Below are 19,650 nucleotides of genomic sequence, written 5' to 3'. Positions count from 1 at the left end.
GCCCTACCGGGGAGGAGTTTTCAGTTCTTCTTGGAAATCCGCAGCACATAGCTGATCACTTCCGCCACCGCGGCGTAATGCTCGACCGGGATCGGCTGGTCGATCTCGGCGCTGGCGTAGAGCGCGCGGGCGAGGGGGCGGTTCTCGACCAGCGGGATGTTGTGCGTGCCGGCGATTTCGCGGATCTTGAGCGCCAGCGCGTCGACGCCCATCGCCACCACCACCGGTGCGGCCATGGCGCCGTGGTCGTACTGGAGCGCGATGGCGTAGTGCGTCGGGTTTGTGATCACGACGCTCGCCTTGGGCACGTTGGCCATCATCCGGCTGCGCGAGCGCTTCATCTGGAGCTGGCGGATCTTGCCCTTGATCTTGGGGTCGCCTTCAGACTGCTTATACTCGTCCTTGATCTCCTGAAGCGACATCTTCATGCGCTTCATGAACGAGCGGCGCTGCCAGACGAAGTCGAACAGGGCCAGCGCACCCACCAGCATGGCGATCGGGCGCAGCATGGCGTCGACGATGTCGTTGATCGCCGCACCCACCGAGTTCAGGTCGGCGCCGACCAGCCGGTCGATGCTTGAGGCATGGGGCCAGGCGATCGTCGCGGCGATGCCGGCCACCAGGCACAGCTTGGCCAGCGTCTTGGCGAATTCCATCAGCGACTGCTTGCCGAACATGCGGGTGAGACCGCTGGCGGGGTTGAGCTTTGACCATTTCGGCTTGACCCGGCTCCACGAAATCATCGGCCGGCCCTGGAGCACGCCGCCGAGCAGCGCGAGTCCGACCAGCGCGCCCATGATCGGCAGCATCGCCGAGGCGACTGCGCTCATCAGGCCGGTGACCACGCTCTGAGCACCCGCCGGATCCATGCGGAAATCCTCGGCGCTGCCCCATAGCCGCACGAACACACCGCCCATCAGCTGCAGCGTGTAGGTGCCCATGCCGCCCATGACGACCAGCATCGCGACGAACATCGTCGCGTGGCGCATCTCCGGCGCCATCGGCACATCGCCCTTCTTGCGGGCGTCCTCCAGCTTCTTGTCTGTAGGATCGTGTGTCTTGTCCTCGTCGTCGCTACCGCCGGCCATCACCAGCTCGCTTGCATGGCGTCGCCCATCGACTGGGCGAAGACAGTGAGGATGGTGCCGATCGTCGCCGCCAGCAGGCTAAGGCCGAGCAGCAGGTTTAGCGGCTGAGCGATGAAGAACACCTGGATCGCCGGTGCGACGCGCGCGGCAAGGCCGAGCGCGACGTTGAAGATGATGCCATAGACCAGAAAGGGCGCGGCGAGGCTGATCGCCAGCGTCATCGAGCGGCCGACCGCGGCCACCGCCAGCTGGGCGAAATCGTGCATCGGCGGCAAGCCGCCGACCGGGAAGCTCTGGTAGCTATGGATGATCGCACCCAGCCAGAGGTGATGCACCTGGAGGGCCATGCACACCAGCACCGCGGCCATGGTCGCCATCTTGGAGAGGATCGGCACCTGGCCGCTCTGCGAAGGATCGAAGATGACCGCCGAGGTGAAGCCGATCTGAAGGCTGATGATCGAGCCGGCCATCGAGATGGCGTAGAACAGGATCTTGACGATCATCCCCATCGCCAGGCCCGTCATCAATTCGGTGACGAGCACTGCGGGCAGCACCGCTCCACCTTCCACCAGCGCACGCGCGGGCCCGCCCAGCATGCCGTAGAGCGCCGCCGACATGGCGAAGGCGATCATCAGCCGGATACGGCCGGGGATGGCATCCTCGCCGAACACTGGCAGCAGCATCAGCACGGCGCCCACGCGCGCGAACACGATGAGGAAGGCAGTGACCTGAAGCTCCAGGTCGGCGGGCATGATCATCCGGTGATGATCAAGTCGCTGACCTTCAGCATGAAGCCGTTCAGCGCCTGACCCATGGTGGGGAGCATCAGGAGGAAGACCAGGCCCATCGCCATCAGCTTTGGAACGAAGGTGAGGGTGGTTTCCTGAATCTGCGTGAGTGCCTGGAACAGGCCGATGAAGACGCCGACGATCAGCGACGTCAGCAGCAGCGGGCCCACCACGGTGAGCACCAGCATGAGCGTCGCCTCGGCGAGTTCGATGACCTGCGAGGGCGCCATCAGATCTGCATGCGCATGATATCGGTATAGGCGCCGACCACACGGTCGCGCACCGCCACCATCGTGTCGAGCGCGGTCTCGGCGGCGCCGATCGCAGTCACGACGTCGATCAGGTCGCCCTTGCCGGCAACCTGCATCGCGGACGCATGCTCGGCAGTGCGCATCTGCTGCGCGGTGCCGGTAACCAGGCTTTCAACCATGGAGCCGAAGCCGCCGCCGGCGTCGCTGCCGCCGACCTTGGGAGCAGAGGAGGAGCCGAGGGCAGAGCCCAGGCCTTGGACGCGGCCATAGGCCGACGCCGCATCGAGTGCGCCGATGGACATGTAGAATGTTCCTTTGGAAAGGAGGTGTTACTTGAGAAGGTCGATGGTGCGCATCGTCAGGCTCTTTGCGGCCTCGATGGCATTCAGATTGGCTTCGTAGCTGCGCTGTGCCGCCTTCATGTCGGCGGTCTCGACCAGCGAGTTGACGTTGGGCTTGAGCACATAGCCTTCGGCGTCCGCAGCCGGGTGGCCGGGCTGATAGACGCGCGTGAAGTCGGACTTGTCGTTCTGGATCGAGTTGACCTTGACCCCGGTGGCACCGGTTGCGCGATCGACCTGGGCAGAAAAGCTGGCGACGCGGCGGCGATACGGGTCGCCGCCAGGGGTCTGCGCGACCGAGTCCTGGTTGGCCAGGTTCTCCGCGATGACACGCATCCGCAGCGACTGCGCACGCAGGCCGGAAGCGGAGACACCGAGCGAAGCCTTCAAGTCCATGTACGTAGCTCCAGGGCCATGAGCGGCCTTTTCCCCATTGTAGGCAAGAATTGCCGGGGGGTGGGTGGATGGGCGGAAAAAAGGTCCTCCGGGGTTGTACGGGAAGGGTTGTTCGGCGCTGCAGGAGTGAGGCAGCCGCTGGGATGGAGCCGCGGCGCCCCCTCCACCACGTCCTTCGGACGCGGTCTCTCTCCCCCGCTTTGCGGTGGAGGTATGGAGTAGACGCATTTCTTCTCCGCATGGCTGGGGAGGTGGCGCGCGAAGCGGGACGGAGGAGCCTTTCCGCGAGCACTTAAGTCGCGACGCCCGCCCCCCGCAAAACACCCTAGGCAAATTTTGCCGCCCCGCCGCCCGGACCCCGGAAATTCCTTCCTATAAAGTTCGGGAAAGGTGAGCGCATGTCCGTACTCGATGGAATTATGGTGGACCTGTCGATCGTGCTCGGCTCGGCCGAAGTGCCGATCCGGCAGATCCTGCAGATGAGCCGCGGCGCGATGATCGCGCTGGATTGCGGGCAGGACGATCCGAGCCTTGTCTATGTCAATGGTGAGCTCGTCGCCACCGGGCGCATCCTGGTCGACGGCGACCAGATGTCGCTGGAGATTTCCGACCTCGTGAAGAAGCAGCGCCACTGATGGATATTCTGTCGATGCTGCGCACGCTGGGCGCGCTGGGCATGGTCCTGGGCATGCTCGCGGGCGCGCTGTGGATGGTGAAGCGCTACGACATCAAGCTGCCGGGCCGCGTTTCCACCACGGGCCGCAAGCGTGTCGAGCTGGTCGAGCGGTTGAGCCTGGATCCGAAGCGTTCGGTGGCGCTGATCCGCCGCGATGGGCACGAGCATCTGGTGCTGATCGGCCCCGAAGGCAGCGCCACGCTGGAGACCGGCATCATCGCCCCGCCAGCCATGCCCGCGCCCGAGCCGGTCAAGGTCACCATGCCCGAGCTGCCGGCGTTCGCCGCCAATTTCGCCAAGTTGATCAAGCTGCCCAAGGCTGCCGAGGAAGAAGCTGCAGAAGCCCCGCTCGACACCGAGCAGGACAATGTCATGGTCGAGGCACCTGCCGCGGAGCAGGCCGAGATCGTCGACCTTTCGGAGCGCCGCAAGGCCAAGGCCGAAGCCGCCAATCCTGCCGCCAAGCGCACCCGCCGTCCGCGCGACACCGCCCGGTGGAACCGCCGCGCGGTGCGCGAGGCGCTGAATGCGTAAGCTGCTTGGGGCGGCCGCGCTGCTCGTGATGCTGCCAGTGGTGGCACACGCGCAGGCGCAGGGCGCCACCATCAATCTGGGCGGAGCCGCAGGCGCGGACGGCGCGATGTCGGCCAAGGCGATCCAGCTGGTGCTGATGCTCACCGTGCTCAGCCTGGCTCCAGGCCTGCTGATGACGGTCACCAGCTTCACGCGCATGGTCGTGGCGCTGTCGCTGCTGCGCACCGGCATCGGCGCGCAGGGCGTACCCCCCAACCCGGTGATCATCAGCCTGGCGCTGTTCCTGTCCTTCTTCGTCATGGCGCCCACCTTCGAAAAGGCGTGGAGCCAGGGCGTGGACCCTTATACCAAGAACCAGATCACCGAGACGCAAGCGTTCGAGCGGACCACCGAGCCGTTCCGCCAGTTCATGCTGGGGCAGGTGCGCGACGCCGATCTGAAGCTGTTCGCCGACATGGCGGGCAAACCGATCGCCAACCGCGCCGCGACGCCGCTGACCACGCTGGCACCGGCATTCATGATCTCCGAGCTGCGCCGCGCGTTCGAAATCGGTTTCCTGTTGCTGCTGCCGTTCCTGGTGATCGACCTGGCGGTGTCGGCGGTGCTGATGGCGATGGGCATGATGATGCTGCCGCCGCCGACGATATCGCTGCCGATGAAGATCATCTTCTTCGTGCTGGTCGATGGCTGGGCGCTGGTGGCAGGGTCGCTGGTCAAGAGCTTCGCGACCTAGCGCGATCTGCACGAGCCTGGAGATACGGAAACCCCGTCGCGATGCGGCGGGGTTTTCCTTTTCTTCAATCCTCCCCGGCACGGGGAGGGGGACCGCGCCCGAAGGGCGTGGTGGAGGGGGCTCACCTCAAGGGTATGCGCGTGTGGATACCCCTCCACCATGCTGCGCATGCCGATCGTCGTCGCGCACATCCAATACGCGCTAGGCGATACGCAGCCGCAGCGGCAGATCCTCTCCGAGTTGCACGCCGGCAACGACCTGGGCGTGCGCTTCGTGATCCCCGAACAGGGCCAGCGCTTGCGGTTTTGATGCTTCTCCCCTCCCTGAAAGGGAGGGGAGCAAGGGGTGGGTGTAGGAAAGGCCGGGGCTCGATGCCTCGGCCTTTCCTTCTATCGCGCTGGCGGAGCTCGCTGCGCTCGCACCCACCCCCAACCCCTCCCTTGCAGGGGAGGGAGAGAACATAAAAAGGGCGAGCCGCTTGCGCGGCCCGCCCCTTTGGTCCCCCTTCCCGTTCCGGGGAGGATTGAGTCAGTTCACTTCGACGTGATCGAGCCAGGCGTCGAGCTCGTGATAGGGAATGACTTCCAGGAACAGCAAGCCGGCCGCGGCATCGTCGCTCCAGCGGGTCGTGCAGCGGCGGCTGGGCAGGCCGGGAACCGAGAGGATGACTTCGGTGTCGCGCTTGGGCGGGCGGGCCATGGCGATGCGGGCGCCGCTCTGGGACACATTCTCGAGCACCACGTCGATATAGCGGCCGTTGCTGCTGATGCTCGCCGGGCAGCGCACGTCGAAGCGCGGCGCGCGCGGCTGGTTGCGCACGCGCACGGTGGCGCTCTGCTTGGCCTCGGCGAGGATGCGGTCGACTTCGATCGGAGTGACGAACTGGACCCCGGCGCGGCCGGTGCCGCACCATGCGACGGTGCCCTGCAGCTTTTCGCCGCTGCGCAGCTCCACCGCTACCCAGGCGCCGAAGCCCAGCGGACGATGGGTTTCGATCAGCATGCCGGTGGTCGAGATATTGCGGATCCGGCAGAGATGCTCGGGGCCATTGGCGGAGAGCAGCTTGCCGATCAGCAGGGTCGTGACGATGCGCTCGGCCCGCTCCATCGGCGCCGCGTGATCGGCGGCGGCTTCCATGTCCTGCGGGGGGATGTCGGCTCTCACGACTGGTACTCCTTACTCGAACCGGGCTTTCACGCGGGCGTTGCCGCGGTGATCGCCACCTTACTCACGACACCGGCGCCGAACGCCTCGGGCGCCGCCGCCATCACCACCTTCCGGAACGCCTCGACGTCGGGCAGCTGGCCGTCGGGCCCGGCCGCCATCGGCGTGCGGAAGGTCCGCATGTTGATCGCGTGGAGCAGCAGCGGCAAGCGCGAAGTGACGAATTCCGTCTTGTCCTGCGGCACCTGGATCTGGATCTGGAACTTCACATAGTTCGACAGGCGTCCGTCCGCGAACACCAGCGGGGCCAGCACCGTGCCGCCGTCGACGAAGCTGGGCGGGGTGTCGTCAGCCCCGGCATGGCCGGGCGTGGCGGGCCCCATGATGCTGACAGTGGCATAGGCGGCGCCGCCGCCGGCACCCAGGCCGGCGAGAAGCGTGGCGAGGTAGAATAAGAGCTTCTTCATGGCCGGCCTCAGAACTGGAAGCTGCTGTCGGACGGAAGCGAGGATGCCTCCGCCTTCAGGACGACGGTGATGCGGCGGTTCTCGGGGCGGTTCGGCTGGTCGGGATAGACCGGCTTGGTCGCGCCCATCGCCACCACTTCGGCGAAGCGATCCGGCGTGATGCCAAGCGCGACCAATGCCGTCCTGGCGGCAAGCGCGCGGTCGCCCGACAGGCGCCAATTGGCGTCGCTCTGGCCACCGGCGCCATCGGTATGGCCCTCGATGCCGATCTGCGCGCCCGAAGTCGCGAGCTTGTCGGCGACCTTGGCCAGCAGCGAGCGGGCGAACGGATTGAGCTCGGCGGTGTTGGATCGGAACATCGACTGTTTGTCGGTGTCCATCAGCGTGATGCGCAGCCCGTCGGGAGACGATTCGATCTGGGTGTTCTTGCCCTGGTCCTGCGATGACGTTTCGAGCGCGACCTGAAGCTCGGACGCGACCACCCGCAGCGAAGCGGGCACGTTCGCAGTGCCGCCGCGCGCCGATCCGGCGGTCGACGCGGTGGTGGTGGTGGCCCCCTTCGCCTTGGTCGCCTCGGCAGTGTTGTTGCGCGACGCGCCGCCCTGTCCCTCCGCCGAGCCCATCACCGGCGGGGACGGCGTACCCTCGCCGACGCTCGGCGAGAAATATTCGGCAAGGCCCTTCAGCCGCGCCTTGTCCGGGTTGGAGATCAGCCAGAGGAGCATGAAGAAGGCCATCATCGCAGTCACGAAGTCGGCATAGGCGACTTTCCAGGCGCCGCCGTGGTGGCCACCGGCAACCTTCTTGACCTTCTTGATGATGATGATCGGGCGTTGATTGGCGCCGGGAGCGGGCATGGCTTACTTCCCCTTCATGGCCGCGCGCAGGCGGTCCTGTACCTCGGCCAGGCGGACATGGCCGATCGCTGTCCGCGAATCCTCGCCGGCGGCGATCCGCTCCAGCAGGTTCGCGCACTCGTCGGCGTGCTGGATCAGGTAATCGAACGACTGGAGCTGCTCGAGATAGGTCGCGGCGACGTGCTCGTCGGAGATGAGCACCTCGGCCAGGCGTTCCAGCATGGCGCCCATCTCACGCAACTCGCCGGCCATCACCGAATGCAGCGCGGCCGAATAGGGATCGGCAGCGGCGGGTGCATCGGCCGATTCCGGCTTTTCGGAGAGGGTTACGCAGGACATCAGAACAGCTCCAGTTCGCCGGTATCGGCGGGGAGGGGAAGCGGGGCAGGGGGACGTTCGGGAACCATGTCGGCCACCTTCGTGCAGCGGCTGCGCCCTTCGTGCGGCAGGAACTCGATCTTGCGCGCCGACGTGCCGCCAAGGTCGCTGTGGGCGATCTCGATGCCTTCGTCCGCCATGAAACGGCGGGCGAAGGCGGCATTGGACGAGCCGATCGGGCCGAGGCCCGAGACGATGTTCGCGCCGCCATACAGGTGCGCGCGCAGCCGGCTGCGCAGCGCGCCACGGGCCATCATCCCGTTGATCAGCAATTCCATCGCATGCACGCCGTAGCGCGACATCTCGTTCGCGCCGACATGGTGGTCGGCGCCCGGTTCGCCCAGCAGGAAGTGGTTCATCCCCCCTACCTTGGCGACCGGATCATAGAGGCATGCGGCCACGCAGCTGCCCAAAAGGGTGGAGACCATGACCTCGGGCTCCGCGACGATCGCATTCTCACCCTGGACGATCGACACGCGGCGCATCAGGTGAGCTCGCCGAACACGCGCTCGATCTTTTCCTTCAGGGCGGCGGGGGCGAAGGGCTTCACCACATAGTTGTTCACGCCCAGCGCCGCGGCCTTCTGGACGATCTCCTTGTCGGCAGAGCCGGTGAGCATGATGAACACGGTCTTGCCGATCACCGGGTCCTTGCGCACCGCTTCCAGGAACTGGAGGCCGTCCATCTCGGGCATGTTGAAGTCCGAGATGACCAGGTGCACCCGATCGGTCTTGATCGATTCCAGCGCCTCCACGGCACCGCCCTTGTCGCGCACGTCCTTGAAGCCCAGGTCCTGCAATGCGCGACGGATCATCGCACGCATACTGGTCTGGTCGTCCACGACCATCACCTTGATTGCTGCAGCAGCAGGCATTTACGCGCTCCCAACTCTACTCGTTTCGCGGCACGCCTTGAGGATCGCCTCAGGCATGCCAGACAGACCAACTTCCTTCTCCACCGCGCCAAGTTCCTTGGCCGCGCGGGGCATGCCCCACACGACGCAGGTGTCGCGGCTCTGGCCCAGCGTGCGCGCACCCGCGCGGCGCATGGCCAACAACCCTTCGGCGCCGTCCCCGCCCATTCCGGTCAGGATCACCCCGACCGCTGCGGAGCCCAGAGGCACCGCGGAGCGGAACAGCACATCCACCGAGGGGCGATGCCCCGTCACCGTGTCGCCGCGCCGCAGCATGATGCGTCCGGCGACACCCCCGGCCAGTTCCATGTGGGTTTCCCCTCCTGGAGCAATATAGACGGTTCCCGGCTGCACCTGCGCCCCATGAGACGCTTCGGTGACGTGGACCCGACATTCTCCGTTCAACCGGTCGGCGAAGCTTCGCGTGAAGCTGGCCGGCATGTGCTGGACGATCAGCACCGGCGGGCAATCGGCGGGCAGCGCCGGAAGCAGCGAGAACAGCGCTTCCACGCCGCCGGTCGACGAGCCGATCGCGATCAGCTTGCCAGCCGCGCCACCGGCCAGGGCAGGCTGGTCGGCAACGCGCTGGGGCGTCGAGCGAACCACCGAGCGCGCGGCGTTCTTGACCTTCTCGCACAACAGGCCGGCGTCGCGCTCGATGTCCTCGGGCGTGCCGCTCGGCTTGGTGACGTAGTCGACGGCGCCCAGGCGCAGCGCCTCAATCGTGACTTCCGCGCCGCGCGCGGTAAGCGTCGAGCACATCACCACCGGCATCGGCCGCAGGCGCATGATGCGTTCCAGGAACGACAGGCCGTCCATGCCCGGCATCTCGACGTCGAGCGTCAGCACGTCGGGGTGCAGCGTCTTGATCATGTCGCGCGCCGCGAAAGGATCGTTTGCCGCGCCGACGACTTCGATCTCCGGGTCGGCGGACAGCATGCGCTTCAGCGTCGCGCGCATCGAGGCGCTGTCGTCGACGATCAGCGTACGGACAGGCCTCATCCGCGCGCCTCCGGCTTCAAGTAGATGGTGTGGCCACACGACTTCATCTGGGCCGCGGCTGCGCCGATCAAGCGTTCGGAATGGCCGATATAGAGGTGGCCGCCGGGCGCAAGCTGGTTGACGAAGCGCTCTTCGAGCTCTTCCTTCGCGGGGTCGCCGAAATAGATCATGACGTTGCGGCAGAAGATCACGTCGTACGCGGCTTTGAGCGGCCAGGGCTGGAACAGGTTGAGCACGCGCGCGGTAACCAACTGGCGCGCCTCGTCGGCCATGACGAAGCCGCCCTGCGCGGGACGCATCCAGGCGCTGCGATAAGGTTCTGGCACACCCGCGGCGATGTTTTCGGCGTAAAAACCCTGCTTGACCGATTCCACCACATGCGGGGCGATGTCGGTCGCGAGCAGGCGCACATCGGCGTTGCGCAGCCAGGATGCCGACGTGCGGTCCTTGCCCAGCAGGCACATGGCGATGGTGTAGACTTCCTCCCCCGACGAGCAGCCTGCCGACCAGATCCGGATCGGACCCTGCTTGCGCTTGAGCGCCGGCAGGACGGTCTCGCGGAAATGATCGAAATGATGCGGTTCGCGAAAGAAGTGGGTGTGGTTGGTGGTCAGGGCCACCACCATTGCGTGCCGTTCCTCAGGGTCGGACTGCACCATCGCGACATAATCGGCGAAGCGGGCCAGGCCATGCTCGCGCAGGCGACGCGCCAAGCGCGACTGCACCAGCGTGGTCTTGGCCGGGATCAGCTCGATCCGCGCATCGCTGTGCATGATCGCAGCGATGGCGGCGAAATCACGCGGAGTCAGCTCCGCGTTATGCGCTGCGCTGCCGGAGGAGCCGGCGAGCGCCAGACCGGCGCTGCCGGCGGGGCTCACGCTGCGAGATCCAGGTGACGGGTGAGGCTGAGCGCGTCGAGATCGAGCAGCAGTACCATGGTGCCATTCTCGTCCCGAGTGCCGTCCTTGGCGCGGGTGGTGATGCGGACCAGGCCGTCGATGACGCTGGGCTCGATCGTCTCGACTTCCGGCGCCGGCTGGATCTCCGAGCGGTTGATCGCGACGATGTCGTTGACTTCGTCGACCAGGAAGCCGGCCTGCTTGCCCAGGATGTTGACCACCAGGATGCACGAGCGGGCGTGGATCGCGCTTGGCTCCCAGCCCAGCCGCTCGGCGAGGCCGACGACCGGGATCACGTTGCCGCGCAAATTGGTGACGCCCTTGATGAAGCTCGGCACGTTGGGCAGCGGGGTGGGGTTCTCCCACTCCCGGATCTCGATCAGCGCCGTCATGTCGATCCCGAAGGTCTGGTTGCCCAGGATGAAGGTGACGATCTTGCAATCGGTGTTGGCGGTTTCGGTGGTCATGCGGCCAGTCCTTTGGGCGTGAAGCGAGTGGCGGGGGCGGCGACGAGCGCCTCGATATCGAGGATCAGCGCGATCGAGCCGTCGCCCAGGATGGTGGCGCCGCCCAGGCCGCGGATCGGGTGCAGGTTCTGGTCGAGGCTCTTGATCACCACTTCGCGGCGGTCATCGATCGTATCGACCACCAGCCCGACCTTGCCCGAGGCTTCGCTCTCGACGATCACCACCAGCGATTCCTCGATGGCGCGGTCGTCGTTGAGGCCGAAGATGTCGACGGCACGCTTAACCGGCACATATTCGCCGCGCATGTCGATCACTTCGGTGTCGGGCGAAGTGCGCTTGACCTGGCCGGTCTCCGGCTGAACGGTCTCGAGCACATGCGTGAGCGGCAGCACGAAGCGCTGGCCGGCTAGGCGGACGATCATGCCGTCCAGGATCGCGAGCGTGAGCGGCAGGACCATGGTGAAGGTGGTGCCTTCGCCGGGAACCGAGGTGATCTCGATACGGCCGCCGAGCGCCTCGACGTTCGAGCGCACCACGTCCATTCCGACGCCGCGCCCTGAAATGTTCGAAATGGTCTCCGCGGTCGAAAAGCCGGGCGCGCAGATCAGCTGGTCGATCTCTTCGTTCGACAGCTGGGCGTCGGCGCTGATGATGCCCTTCTCGACGGCCTTGGCGCGGACCCGCTCGCGGTTGATGCCGCGGCCATTGTCCTGGACGCGAACGAAGATGCGGGCGCCCTTCTGCTCGGCCGACAGCTTGATCGTGCCGGCCGGGTCCTTGCCAGCGGCGATGCGTTCCTCGGCGCTTTCCAGCCCGTGATCCGCAGCGTTGCGGATCATGTGCGTGAGGGGATCGCCGATCTTCTCGATCACGCCCTTGTCGACTTCGGTGGTCTCGCCGGTAGTCTCCAGGTTGATCGTCTTGCCGGTCTCGACCGAGAGGTCGCGCAGCATGCGCGGCACGCGGCTGAAGGCCTGCTTGATCGGCTGCGCGCGCAGCGACATGACATTGTCCTGGATCTGGCGCGTCAGCCGGGCGAGTTCGGGCAGCTCGACCCGCTGGCGGTCGGCGGGCGAGAGCCGGTCGGCCAGGATCGAGTTGCGGATGACGAGCTCGCCGACCAGGTTGAGCAGCAGGTCGAGCTTGGCGAGGTCGACGCGAATCGTCTGCGCGGCTTCGACGGCCTTGGGCGCCGCAGCGGTTTCGGCAGGGGCGGCCGCTGGCGCGGTGGCCAGCGCGGTGCCCGCATTGGCGATCGCCTGGACGACCTGGCCGATGTTCGCGTCGAAATCCTCGATCAGCGCGGAGACGGGCACAAAGCCCATCTCGTCCGCCTCGGCAGCGGGAGCCGGGACGGGCGCGAAGTCAAAAGGGTCGGCAGCGGGCTCCGTGCGTGCGCGCTCGATCTCGATCAGCGAATCCGGCGCGACGAAATCGAAGCAGTCGCGGATGTCGTTCTCCGGAACGTCGGCAGGCATGCTGAGCGTCCAGGTGAAATACGCGTTCTCGGGGTCAAGTTCGCGCAAGGGAGGCACGGTGGAGACGTCCACGCCCTCGACAGTGGCGCCAAGCGTTTCGAGCTCGCGGATGATCAGCAGCGGCTCGCCGGCATTGGCCAGCGCGGCCTGGGACGGCTTGAACCGGATCGTCCACGCGCCGTCGGCCGCAGCGCCGGCAGGCGCGTCGAAATCGTCGAGCGAGAAGGCGACGGGCGTGAAGCCGAAATCATCCTCTTCGGCCGCCGGTGGCGCCGGGGCGGGGGTAGGAGCGGGCGCAGCAGCGGCATCGCCGGCGCCACGTTCGTTCAGCACCTTTTCCAGCGCCGCGAGCGCGGCGGCGTCGTTGGGACGGCCGGCCAGACCCTTGGCAGCCTCGACATGGTCCGACAGGACGTCGAAGGAGCTGAGCATGACCTTCACGACGGCGGGCGTCGGGGCGATCTTGCCGCCACGGACCTCGTCCAGGACGTTCTCGAACTTGTGGGCGAAGGCGGTCAGGTCGGCATGGCCGAAGGCGCCGGCGCCACCCTTGATCGAGTGCACCGCGCGGAACACGCCGGCGATGGTTTCTGCCGACACGTCGCCGCCTTGCATGGCCGAAAGGCCCTGCTCGGCGGTAACGAGCCCTTCAGTGCATTCTTCGAAGAAGATCGCCTGGATTTCGTCGAGTTCGTCGCTCACGGGCATACGCGGCGGATAGCCGCTCCCAGCTTGGTGGCTTCGAAAGGCTTGGTGATCCAGCCGGTGGCGCCGGCCGAGCGGGCGCGCTGCTTCTTCTCGTCGGAGAATTCGGTCGAAAGGACCAGGATCGGCGTGCCGCGGAATTCACTCTCGGCGCGTACCGCCTCGATCAGCTCGAAGCCGTCCATCTTGGGCATGTTGATGTCGGTGATCAGCAGATCCGGCTTGACCTCATGCATGCGCTCCAGGCCGTGCTGGCCGTCATTGGCTGCTTCGATGCGGTAGCCCTGGGCGGTCAGCGACGTCTTGAGCAGCATGCGCATGCTCGCCGAGTCATCGACGGTTAGGATCAACTTGCTCACAGGGCGTCTCCGGATTCGAGGCCGACCGCGTGCGCCAAGTGGCAGCTCTTCACGCGTTCGACGAAAGCTTGGCTGGGGTTGGCGATGCGAAAGCCCTGGCCGCTGGCAGAGGCTTCGGCACGCGCCGCGACGAGGAGCTGGAGCACTGCCTGGCCGACGCTTTCCACGTCCGACGCATCGACCTCGATGGTGTCGTTCTGATCGGCAGCGAGGACCAGGCCCACGCGCAGATCGTCCGCGGTGACGGTGGTGCCGTGCGCGGGCAAGCGCACCGCGCCGTCATGCAGTGGCAGGGGTGAGTCCATTTTTCGCCTCGTCGAGTGCAGTTTCTAGTTGCTGGAAGGTCGGTGCGTAGACCGACGGCGTCATGCGGCGGGCGATCTCGATGGCGACCTGAACCGGCTGGTTCTGGGCGTAAGCGACGATTGCGGTCTTCACGATGAAGAAGGGCTTGGAGTCCTCCTCGATCGTTTCCAGCAACTTCGCCGCAAGCGGACCCACGAGGCAGTAGCTGAGAAGAATGCCAAGGAAGGTGCCGACGAGCGCGCCACCGATCATGGCGCCAAGGATCTCGGTCGGCTGGTCGATCGAGCCCATCGTCTTGATCACGCCGAGCACCGCGGCGACGATCCCGACCGCGGGAAGGCCGTCGGCCATGATCTGGAGCGCATGCTGAGGATGCGCCTCCTCGTGATGGTGCTTTTCGATATCGGCTTCCATCGCGGCTTCGAGCTGGTGCGGATCCTCGAAATTGACCGTCATCATGCGCAGATAGTCGCACGTGAATTCGATCAGGTGGTGATCCTTGAGCAGCCGGGGGTAGGGCTGGAAGAGCGAGCTCTCCTCGGGCTTATCGAGATGCGGCTCGAGTGCAGTGGCACCGCCCTTCTTGAAGGTCGACAGCACGCCAAACATCATGGTGAGCAGGTCCTTATAGTCCTGCGCTTTCCACTTGCCGCCCTTGAACGAGCGCACGAGTCCCTTACCGGCCTTCTTGACCGTGCCCATCGAGTTGGACACGACGAAGGCGCCGATCGACGCGCCGCCGATGGCCATGAGCTCGTGCGGCAGCGCGTGCATGATGATCGCGAACTTGCCGCCCGAGATCATGAAGCTCCCGAAGACGCAAACGAGGATGATGATGAAACCGACGCCGTTCAGCATGGCGAGTTCTGTTCTTTCCCGAGGTGTTTCAGAAATTATAGGAGGATTGGGCGCCGGCCGGTGCGGTGGCGCGCAATTTGATCACGCCGCGTGCGACATAATAGCCATCGTGCGTCGGCGTCGCGGCGATGGTTCCTGGCGACACCGCGCGGCCATCGGTGATCGGCACCGGCAGTGCGATGCTGTGGGCGGCGAAATCAGCGGCACGAAGCGGCAGGTCGAACCGGCAGTTGGCCAGAATCGTGCTCACCGCCGCTTCCGGGCGCAGCCGTTGCTCGGTAGCCTCTGACAACTGCTTGAGTGGAGGGCGTGGACCCCAAACGGGGCGACCCGCCGACATCGGCAACCGGATTGTCGCCGATGTGCAGGATCTCGTCGGGCTGGACTCCCAATTCCTTCAGCACCAACTCGTACAGGCCCTCTCGCTTGGACTTGCCATAGACCGAGGAGCAGAACAGACGGTCGACCAGGCCGGCAAAATTCTCGCCCGCGGCTGCGGCGATCAGGCCGCGCAACTGCGCTTCGCTGGGACAGGTGTTGCTGACGATGACGATGCGTCCGCCGCGGCGCTTCGCTTCCCGCATCAGTGCAACGGTGGGCGCGAAGGCGAAGCAGTGCGCCGCCTAGGCTTTCTACTTCTTGGGCAAGGGCCTGCGCATGCTCCGCAGCGGCGCCGTTGGGCAGCAATTCGCGGTAGCAGCGACAGGATCTTGAGCGGACCGCGCCCGTCCAGGCCTTCGGGCAGCGCATGCGGGAGGAGGGTGTCGGGCAAATCGGTCCCTCTGAGCGCGCCCGCTCTAGGAGGAACGCATCATTCTTATCGGAGGGAAGACACCCCGAGCTGTGATTTCGTCCTAGAATGGGGTGTCATCAAAGGAGCCAGCATGACCATCACTGCCTATCAGGCGGCCCGGAGCCGCGTTGAAATGCCGCGCGCGGCGGAGCACCGCCTGTTGAGCCAGATCACCGGCGAAATGATGGATGCGGAAACGGCGGGGCTCACGGGAGCCCATTTGGCCGCGCCGCTTCATCGCAACCGCGAGATGTGGTCCGTCTTCGTCACCGATTGCGGCACTCCCGGCAATGGTCTGCCGGCCGAGCTGCGCGCATCGATCATCTCGCTTGGCCTATGGGTCCAGCGCTTCACCAGCGACGTGATCGCCGGCCGGGAGCCTATCGGTGAGCTGATCTCGCTCAACCGGACCATGATGGAAGGGCTTGCGGTCCAGCGCCTCGCGGCCTGATCCTTAGCAAGAAACGGGAACGGGGCGTCGCGGAGTACCGCGGCGCCCCTTTTCATGTTTGAGCCCGAGCCGACCGATAAGACAGCCCGTCCACGCTAAATCGGGCGAGCGGAGACAGCCGCCGCTACTCCACGCCGGCATCCCGCCCGAACATGAAAAGGGCGCCACGATCGCTCGCGACGCCCTTGTCTCGGCCAGGCTCCGGCAGGAGCTAGAACGTGGCCCAGTCATCCTGCGCGGCGGAGACGGAGGCGAGCGGTGCTACCGGGGAAGCATAGCGCTTCTTCGCGCGGATCGGCGGTTGATGCGGCGTGAAGGAGCGGGGCGCAGGCCGGCTCTGGCCGACCTCGAACTTGCCCGCCTGATCGGCCAGCGTCGCGACTTCCTGAGTCAGGTTGCGCGCGGCGGCCGAGGTCTGCTCGACCATCGCCGCATTCTGCTGAGTGGACTGGTCCATCGTCCCGATCGCCACGCTGATCTCGCTGATCGCGGTCGACTGCGCCTGGTTGTCGCTGGCCATCTGCGCCAGCAGGCTGTGGACCTCGGCGACGTCGCCCGAGATGTTGGCCAGTGCGCCATCGACCTTCTGGACCATCTCCACCGCCGAGACGATGTCGGTCTGAGTCGCGGTCAGCTGGTCGCGGGCACGCGCGGCTTCCTCTTCCGAGCGCATCGCCAGCGCCGACACCAGGTCGGCAACCACCGCGAAGCCGCGCCCGGCCTCGCCGGCACGCCCGGCTTCCACCGCGGCGTTCATCGCAAGCACGCGCGTCTGGAAGGCGATCTTGTCGAGGCCCTCGATCACGCTGTCGATGCCCTTGGCGCCATCCGCGACCCGCGCCATCGCCTGCACCGCTTCGTCGGCGATGCCGCGCCCGCCCTGCACCGTCGAGATCGCGCCGTCGGCACGCTCCACAGTGCGGGTTGCGGCCTGCGCCGTCGCCTTCAGGCGCCCGTCCATCTGCGTCACCGCTGCCGAAGTCTCCTCCAAGCTCGCGGCATTGGCTTCGGTGCGGCGCGCCAGGTCTTCCGACGCCTGGGCGATCTCGCCCGAGCCGGTGCGGATCGCGTCCGCGCTCTCGCTCACTGAACCGATCAGGGTGCGCAGGCTGGTCATCGCTTCGTTGAAGTTGGCCTTCAGCTCGGCATAGGCAGGGGGAACTTGGGCGGTCACGTCGGCGGTAAGATCGCCGTGCGTCAGCCGGGCAAGGCTTTCACCCAGGATACGTACCACTTCCGCCTGTTCGGCGCCCGATCGGCGTTGCGCGACCGCTGCGTCGCGGAAGGTCAGCATGCCGCGGCTCAACCGGCCGACGCAATCCTGATAGTCGGTATAGCGGATGGCGCTGTCCAGGTCGCCGGCGGCGAGGCCTTCCATGCGCACTACCGTAGTCACATACGGGTCGCACACCGCAGCGCGAAAGCGGGCACCGAGATAGATCGCCACGAGGATCAGCCCCGCCCCGACCGCTTGGCCGATCCAGCCGAAGAAACTCGACGCGAGAATGAGCGCCATGATGCCGATCATCGTGGCGAAGGCGACGAACATCTTCTGTCGTATGGGAGCGTTGGCTTCGAACCAGTGCATGTTTTTGGACCCTCATTTCGCCCGGCGTTGCGGGCGTGCAACCTCGATCAACTTGCCCGGTGGGCAGCCGATGTCGCATTATAGGAGAGGGGTTTCCAAAAACGTGCCGGGCCACAGCGGCGCCAGGCACTCCGCGGCTGTCGGCCGAGAAAAAGCTGATATTTCGCAAGCGCTTGAATGCATTGAAACATGGCTGAAATAATTTGCCGATCGCGGTGATCGGTTCAGTCGATCAGGCCGCCGCACAGCGGCGGCCTCACGACAGAGCAGAGCTTAGAAAGAGGCCCAATCGTCCGCGCCTGCAGCTTCGGCGGACGCAGCAAGCGCCTTGATCGGGGACACATAGGTCTTGGCCTGAACACGCGGCGCGGCAGGACGGAACGACTTCGGCGCGGCGGCGCCGCCCGTCTCGAACTTGCCCGCCTGTTCGGCCAGCGCCGATACTTCGCTCGACAGGTTGCGCGCAGCGGCCGAGGTCTGCTCGACCATCGCCGCGTTCTGCTGGGTCGATTGGTCCATCGTCCCGATCGCCACGCTGATCTGGCTGATCGCCGTCGACTGCGCCTGGTTGTCGGTCGCCATCTGCGCCAGCAGGCTGTGTACCTCGGCGACATCGCCCGAGATGTTGGCCAGCGCGCCGTCGACCTTTTGCACCATTTCCACCGCCGAGACGATGTCGGTCTGGGTGGCGGTCAGCTGGTCCCGGGCACGCGCGGCTTCCTCTTCCGAACGCATCGCCAGCGCCGACACCAGGTCGGCGACCACCGCGAAACCGCGCCCGGCCTCGCCGGCACGCCCGGCTTCCACCGCGGCGTTCATCGCCAGCACCCGCGTCTGGAAGGCGATCTTGTCGAGACCCTCGATCACGCTGTCGATGCCCTTGGCGCCATCGGCGACCCGCGCCATCGCCTGCACCGCTTCGTCGGCGATGCCGCGCCCGCCCTGCACCGTCGAGATCGCGCCGTCGGCACGCTCCACGGTGCGGGTCGCAGCCTGCGCCGTCGCCTTGAGGCGCCCGTCCATCTGCGTCACCGCTGCCGAAGTCTCCTCCAGGCTGGCGGCATTGGCTTCGGTGCGGCGCGCCAGGTCTTCCGACGCCTGGGCGATCTCGCCCGAGCCGGTGCGGATCGCCGCCGCGCTTTCGGTGACCGAGCCGATCAGCGTGCGCAGGCTCGCAAGCGCTTCGTTGAAGTTGGTCTTGAGCTCGGCATAATCTGCGGGATAGTCGGCATGGATCTGAGCGGTCAGGTCACCTTGGCTAAGCGCAGACAAGCCCTCCCGCAGTGTCGAGGTGACGATCTTTTGAGTTTCAGCCATCTTTCGATCCGTCTCGGCGCGGTTTACCGCGGCGAGGCGGAACAACTCCACCGCCTGCGCTACTTCGCCGAGCTCGTCCGCACGGTCGCGGTGCGGGACTTGGACTTCACCACCCTCGGCAAGTGTGGAGGTTGCCTTCGACAGCTCGGCCAACGGTGCGGATACCGTCTTCGCGATCAGCTTCCAGATGAAGGCCAGTGCGATGATCCCGAGCACGGAAATCGCCAGCACGGTCCAAAATGCCTTGGAGGCGAAGGCCTGACCCGCCTCGTTGGCGGCTGTCGATCGTTCGCGATGAAGCTCTACCAGGTCTTCGACGTCCTTGAGCGCCGCGCTGGAAGCATCCTTGCCCTCCGCCTTCGAATACGGAAGCGCCGCCGCCATGCCCTGGTTAAGCGTCAGCTTGAAGATCTGCTCGTTGACGCTTTCCAGCGCCGCGATGTCTGCTTCGATCTTCCTCAGGTTCGGCGCGAAGTCACCCGCGAGAGGCTCATAGGCGGCTATGTCCTTCTTCAGGGCCTCCTTATTCGCAGCATAGCGATCGACGTACTTCTGCCGATCCGCGTCGGACGAGGGGGTGATTTGGGAAATGGCAATGATGCGATGTTCGCGCAGATGCGACATCATCTGTCCGAGGGCTTCCGTGCCTGCAACGCCGCGCTCGACATGGCGAGTGGCGATGGAACCCAGTTCTGACATCACATAGATGCCTGCCCCCGCGATGCTCATCATGACCAGACCGAGCGCACTGAACGCAACGATCATCTTTTTCGACAAGCGCCAATTATTGAACGTCTTTAACATCCCCACTCCAAGCCTGGATCAACAAGCGGGCCTAGAC

26 protein-coding genes and 1 pseudogene are annotated in these 19,650 nt (G+C 65.9%); 5 read left to right on the top strand and 22 right to left on the bottom strand.

Translation table 11 applies throughout. The annotated features are described in order from the left end of the window. Nucleotides 1-20 precede the first annotated feature (20 nt). From flhB to flgC, 5 genes are read right to left on the bottom strand one after another with little or no spacing between them, the layout of a single operon-like run. Nucleotides 21-1,088: a flagellar biosynthesis protein FlhB gene (flhB, locus tag LZ586_RS06195; protein WP_235078789.1), complete on the bottom strand. Its 1,068-nt coding sequence runs from the start codon at nt 1,086-1,088 to the stop codon at nt 21-23. After that, nucleotides 1,088-1,846, bottom strand: a complete 759-nt coding sequence (fliR, locus tag LZ586_RS06190; protein ID WP_235078788.1) for a flagellar biosynthetic protein FliR — start codon at nt 1,844-1,846, stop codon at nt 1,088-1,090. Before fliR ends, flhB begins: the two co-directional genes overlap by 1 nt. Then, nucleotides 1,843-2,106 (bottom strand): flagellar biosynthetic protein FliQ, encoded by a 264-nt coding sequence (locus tag LZ586_RS06185; RefSeq protein ID WP_235078787.1) that lies wholly within the window; start codon nt 2,104-2,106, stop codon nt 1,843-1,845. The genes fliR and LZ586_RS06185 overlap by 4 nt, the downstream gene beginning before the upstream one ends. After that, entirely contained in the window at nt 2,106-2,429 is a 324-nt protein-coding gene (locus tag LZ586_RS06180; RefSeq protein WP_235078786.1) for a flagellar hook-basal body complex protein FliE, read from the bottom strand. Before LZ586_RS06180 ends, LZ586_RS06185 begins: the two co-directional genes overlap by 1 nt. Nucleotides 2,430-2,456: 27 nt before the next feature. After that, entirely contained in the window at nt 2,457-2,864 is a 408-nt protein-coding gene (gene flgC / locus LZ586_RS06175; RefSeq protein ID WP_235078785.1) for a flagellar basal body rod protein FlgC, read from the bottom strand. A 398-nt stretch (nt 2,865-3,262) separates the two neighbouring features. Between flgC and LZ586_RS06170 the strand changes: the two genes are divergently transcribed. The 4 genes from LZ586_RS06170 (at nt 3,263) to LZ586_RS06155 (ending at nt 5,116) form a co-directional block, all read left to right on the top strand. Further along, a complete protein-coding gene (locus LZ586_RS06170) occupies nt 3,263-3,499 on the top strand; it encodes a FliM/FliN family flagellar motor switch protein (protein ID WP_184086902.1) in 237 nt (78 codons plus the stop codon). Further along, the gene (locus LZ586_RS06165) at nt 3,499-4,074 is read left to right on the top strand and encodes a FliO/MopB family protein (RefSeq protein WP_235078784.1); all 576 of its coding nucleotides are present in this window, start codon (nt 3,499-3,501) and stop codon (nt 4,072-4,074) included. Before LZ586_RS06170 ends, LZ586_RS06165 begins: the two co-directional genes overlap by 1 nt. Next, the gene (gene fliP, locus LZ586_RS06160; protein WP_235078783.1) at nt 4,067-4,807 is read left to right on the top strand and encodes a flagellar type III secretion system pore protein FliP; all 741 of its coding nucleotides are present in this window, start codon (nt 4,067-4,069) and stop codon (nt 4,805-4,807) included. Before LZ586_RS06165 ends, fliP begins: the two co-directional genes overlap by 8 nt. Before the next feature lie 159 nt (nt 4,808-4,966). After that, on the top strand, nt 4,967-5,116 hold the full coding sequence (locus tag LZ586_RS06155; RefSeq protein WP_235078782.1) for a hypothetical protein: 150 nt from the start codon (nt 4,967-4,969) through the stop codon (nt 5,114-5,116). A 219-nt stretch (nt 5,117-5,335) separates the two neighbouring features. Here LZ586_RS06155 and LZ586_RS06150 read toward each other — a convergent pair whose 3' ends face one another. The 15 genes and pseudogenes from LZ586_RS06150 to LZ586_RS06080 form a co-directional block, all read right to left on the bottom strand. Then, on the bottom strand, nt 5,336-5,971 hold the full coding sequence (locus tag LZ586_RS06150; protein ID WP_235078781.1) for a PilZ domain-containing protein: 636 nt from the start codon (nt 5,969-5,971) through the stop codon (nt 5,336-5,338). A 29-nt stretch (nt 5,972-6,000) separates the two neighbouring features. Next, the gene (locus tag LZ586_RS06145; RefSeq protein WP_235078780.1) at nt 6,001-6,438 is read right to left on the bottom strand and encodes a hypothetical protein; all 438 of its coding nucleotides are present in this window, start codon (nt 6,436-6,438) and stop codon (nt 6,001-6,003) included. A gap of 8 nt (nt 6,439-6,446) precedes the next feature. Next, a complete protein-coding gene (locus LZ586_RS06140; RefSeq protein ID WP_235078779.1) occupies nt 6,447-7,295 on the bottom strand; it encodes a flagellar motor protein MotB in 849 nt (282 codons plus the stop codon). A 3-nt stretch (nt 7,296-7,298) separates the two neighbouring features. Further along, a complete protein-coding gene (locus LZ586_RS06135) occupies nt 7,299-7,634 on the bottom strand; it encodes a hypothetical protein (RefSeq protein WP_235078778.1) in 336 nt (111 codons plus the stop codon). Continuing rightward, nucleotides 7,634-8,158, bottom strand: a complete 525-nt coding sequence (locus LZ586_RS06130; protein ID WP_235078777.1) for a chemotaxis protein CheD — start codon at nt 8,156-8,158, stop codon at nt 7,634-7,636. The genes LZ586_RS06135 and LZ586_RS06130 overlap by 1 nt, the downstream gene beginning before the upstream one ends. Then, nucleotides 8,158-8,547, bottom strand: a complete 390-nt coding sequence (locus LZ586_RS06125; protein WP_235078776.1) for a response regulator — start codon at nt 8,545-8,547, stop codon at nt 8,158-8,160. Before LZ586_RS06125 ends, LZ586_RS06130 begins: the two co-directional genes overlap by 1 nt. After that, nucleotides 8,548-9,588 (bottom strand): protein-glutamate methylesterase/protein-glutamine glutaminase, encoded by a 1,041-nt coding sequence (locus LZ586_RS06120; RefSeq protein ID WP_235078775.1) that lies wholly within the window; start codon nt 9,586-9,588, stop codon nt 8,548-8,550. Next, the gene (locus tag LZ586_RS06115; protein WP_235078774.1) at nt 9,585-10,466 is read right to left on the bottom strand and encodes a CheR family methyltransferase; all 882 of its coding nucleotides are present in this window, start codon (nt 10,464-10,466) and stop codon (nt 9,585-9,587) included. Before LZ586_RS06115 ends, LZ586_RS06120 begins: the two co-directional genes overlap by 4 nt. After that, nucleotides 10,463-10,954, bottom strand: coding sequence for a chemotaxis protein CheW (locus LZ586_RS06110; RefSeq protein WP_235078773.1), 492 nt, complete (start codon nt 10,952-10,954; stop codon nt 10,463-10,465). The genes LZ586_RS06115 and LZ586_RS06110 overlap by 4 nt, the downstream gene beginning before the upstream one ends. After that, nucleotides 10,951-13,140 carry a chemotaxis protein CheA gene (locus LZ586_RS06105; protein WP_235078772.1) on the bottom strand — a complete coding sequence of 730 codons (2,190 nt, stop codon included), beginning with the start codon at nt 13,138-13,140 and terminating at the stop codon, nt 10,951-10,953. The genes LZ586_RS06110 and LZ586_RS06105 overlap by 4 nt, the downstream gene beginning before the upstream one ends. Further along, nucleotides 13,131-13,496, bottom strand: coding sequence for a response regulator (locus tag LZ586_RS06100; RefSeq protein WP_231030500.1), 366 nt, complete (start codon nt 13,494-13,496; stop codon nt 13,131-13,133). The genes LZ586_RS06105 and LZ586_RS06100 overlap by 10 nt, the downstream gene beginning before the upstream one ends. Further along, entirely contained in the window at nt 13,493-13,801 is a 309-nt protein-coding gene (locus LZ586_RS06095; protein WP_235078771.1) for an STAS domain-containing protein, read from the bottom strand. Before LZ586_RS06095 ends, LZ586_RS06100 begins: the two co-directional genes overlap by 4 nt. Then, nucleotides 13,776-14,660, bottom strand: a complete 885-nt coding sequence (gene motA / locus LZ586_RS06090) for a flagellar motor stator protein MotA (protein WP_235078770.1) — start codon at nt 14,658-14,660, stop codon at nt 13,776-13,778. Before motA ends, LZ586_RS06095 begins: the two co-directional genes overlap by 26 nt. A gap of 28 nt (nt 14,661-14,688) precedes the next feature. Next, nucleotides 14,689-14,910, bottom strand: a complete 222-nt coding sequence (locus LZ586_RS06085) for a hypothetical protein (protein WP_235078769.1) — start codon at nt 14,908-14,910, stop codon at nt 14,689-14,691. After that, nucleotides 14,858-15,259 (bottom strand): annotated as a pseudogene (locus LZ586_RS06080) (HAD family hydrolase); the annotation flags it as partial. The pseudogene LZ586_RS06080 and the gene LZ586_RS06085, both read right to left, overlap by 53 nt. 285 nt (nt 15,260-15,544) lie before the next feature. On the opposite strand from LZ586_RS06080, the gene flaF reads away from it, so the two are divergent. After that, the gene (gene flaF, locus LZ586_RS06075; protein ID WP_235078767.1) at nt 15,545-15,904 is read left to right on the top strand and encodes a flagellar biosynthesis regulator FlaF; all 360 of its coding nucleotides are present in this window, start codon (nt 15,545-15,547) and stop codon (nt 15,902-15,904) included. A gap of 211 nt (nt 15,905-16,115) precedes the next feature. Here flaF and LZ586_RS06070 read toward each other — a convergent pair whose 3' ends face one another. Together LZ586_RS06070 and LZ586_RS06065 are read right to left on the bottom strand one after the other, a co-directional pair. Then, the gene (locus LZ586_RS06070) at nt 16,116-17,492 is read right to left on the bottom strand and encodes a methyl-accepting chemotaxis protein (RefSeq protein ID WP_235078766.1); all 1,377 of its coding nucleotides are present in this window, start codon (nt 17,490-17,492) and stop codon (nt 16,116-16,118) included. A gap of 273 nt (nt 17,493-17,765) precedes the next feature. Further along, nucleotides 17,766-19,613 carry a methyl-accepting chemotaxis protein gene (locus LZ586_RS06065; protein ID WP_261346038.1) on the bottom strand — a complete coding sequence of 616 codons (1,848 nt, stop codon included), beginning with the start codon at nt 19,611-19,613 and terminating at the stop codon, nt 17,766-17,768. Nucleotides 19,614-19,650: the final 37 nt, after the last annotated feature.

This window comes from Sphingomonas sp. S2-65 (assembly GCF_021513175.1).
Classification (GTDB): Bacteria; Pseudomonadota; Alphaproteobacteria; order Sphingomonadales; family Sphingomonadaceae; genus Sphingomonas.
This window is presented reverse-complemented; position numbering and strand designations above follow the sequence as displayed.

What these genes read in the sequence shown, in the direction of transcription:
- flhB (WP_235078789.1), bottom strand. Translation starts at nt 1,088, where the DNA reads ATGGCCGGCGGTAGCGACGACGAGGACAAGACACACGATCCTACAGAC.
- fliR (WP_235078788.1), bottom strand. Translation starts at nt 1,846, where the DNA reads ATGATCATGCCCGCCGACCTGGAGCTTCAGGTCACTGCCTTCCTCATC.
- LZ586_RS06185 (WP_235078787.1), bottom strand. Translation starts at nt 2,106, where the DNA reads ATGGCGCCCTCGCAGGTCATCGAACTCGCCGAGGCGACGCTCATGCTG.
- LZ586_RS06180 (WP_235078786.1), bottom strand. Translation starts at nt 2,429, where the DNA reads ATGTCCATCGGCGCACTCGATGCGGCGTCGGCCTATGGCCGCGTCCAA.
- flgC (WP_235078785.1), bottom strand. Translation starts at nt 2,864, where the DNA reads ATGGACTTGAAGGCTTCGCTCGGTGTCTCCGCTTCCGGCCTGCGTGCG.
- LZ586_RS06170 (WP_184086902.1), top strand. Translation starts at nt 3,263, where the DNA reads ATGTCCGTACTCGATGGAATTATGGTGGACCTGTCGATCGTGCTCGGC.
- LZ586_RS06165 (WP_235078784.1), top strand. Translation starts at nt 3,499, where the DNA reads ATGGATATTCTGTCGATGCTGCGCACGCTGGGCGCGCTGGGCATGGTC.
- fliP (WP_235078783.1), top strand. Translation starts at nt 4,067, where the DNA reads ATGCGTAAGCTGCTTGGGGCGGCCGCGCTGCTCGTGATGCTGCCAGTG.
- LZ586_RS06155 (WP_235078782.1), top strand. Translation starts at nt 4,967, where the DNA reads ATGCTGCGCATGCCGATCGTCGTCGCGCACATCCAATACGCGCTAGGC.
- LZ586_RS06145 (WP_235078780.1), bottom strand. Translation starts at nt 6,438, where the DNA reads ATGAAGAAGCTCTTATTCTACCTCGCCACGCTTCTCGCCGGCCTGGGT.
- LZ586_RS06140 (WP_235078779.1), bottom strand. Translation starts at nt 7,295, where the DNA reads ATGCCCGCTCCCGGCGCCAATCAACGCCCGATCATCATCATCAAGAAG.
- LZ586_RS06135 (WP_235078778.1), bottom strand. Translation starts at nt 7,634, where the DNA reads ATGTCCTGCGTAACCCTCTCCGAAAAGCCGGAATCGGCCGATGCACCC.
- LZ586_RS06130 (WP_235078777.1), bottom strand. Translation starts at nt 8,158, where the DNA reads ATGCGCCGCGTGTCGATCGTCCAGGGTGAGAATGCGATCGTCGCGGAG.
- LZ586_RS06125 (WP_235078776.1), bottom strand. Translation starts at nt 8,547, where the DNA reads ATGCCTGCTGCTGCAGCAATCAAGGTGATGGTCGTGGACGACCAGACC.
- LZ586_RS06120 (WP_235078775.1), bottom strand. Translation starts at nt 9,588, where the DNA reads ATGAGGCCTGTCCGTACGCTGATCGTCGACGACAGCGCCTCGATGCGC.
- LZ586_RS06110 (WP_235078773.1), bottom strand. Translation starts at nt 10,954, where the DNA reads ATGACCACCGAAACCGCCAACACCGATTGCAAGATCGTCACCTTCATC.
- LZ586_RS06105 (WP_235078772.1), bottom strand. Translation starts at nt 13,140, where the DNA reads ATGCCCGTGAGCGACGAACTCGACGAAATCCAGGCGATCTTCTTCGAA.
- LZ586_RS06095 (WP_235078771.1), bottom strand. Translation starts at nt 13,801, where the DNA reads ATGGACTCACCCCTGCCACTGCATGACGGCGCGGTGCGCTTGCCCGCG.
- motA (WP_235078770.1), bottom strand. Translation starts at nt 14,660, where the DNA reads ATGCTGAACGGCGTCGGTTTCATCATCATCCTCGTTTGCGTCTTCGGG.
- flaF (WP_235078767.1), top strand. Translation starts at nt 15,545, where the DNA reads ATGACCATCACTGCCTATCAGGCGGCCCGGAGCCGCGTTGAAATGCCG.
- LZ586_RS06070 (WP_235078766.1), bottom strand. Translation starts at nt 17,492, where the DNA reads ATGCACTGGTTCGAAGCCAACGCTCCCATACGACAGAAGATGTTCGTC.
- LZ586_RS06065 (WP_261346038.1), bottom strand. Translation starts at nt 19,613, where the DNA reads ATGTTAAAGACGTTCAATAATTGGCGCTTGTCGAAAAAGATGATCGTT.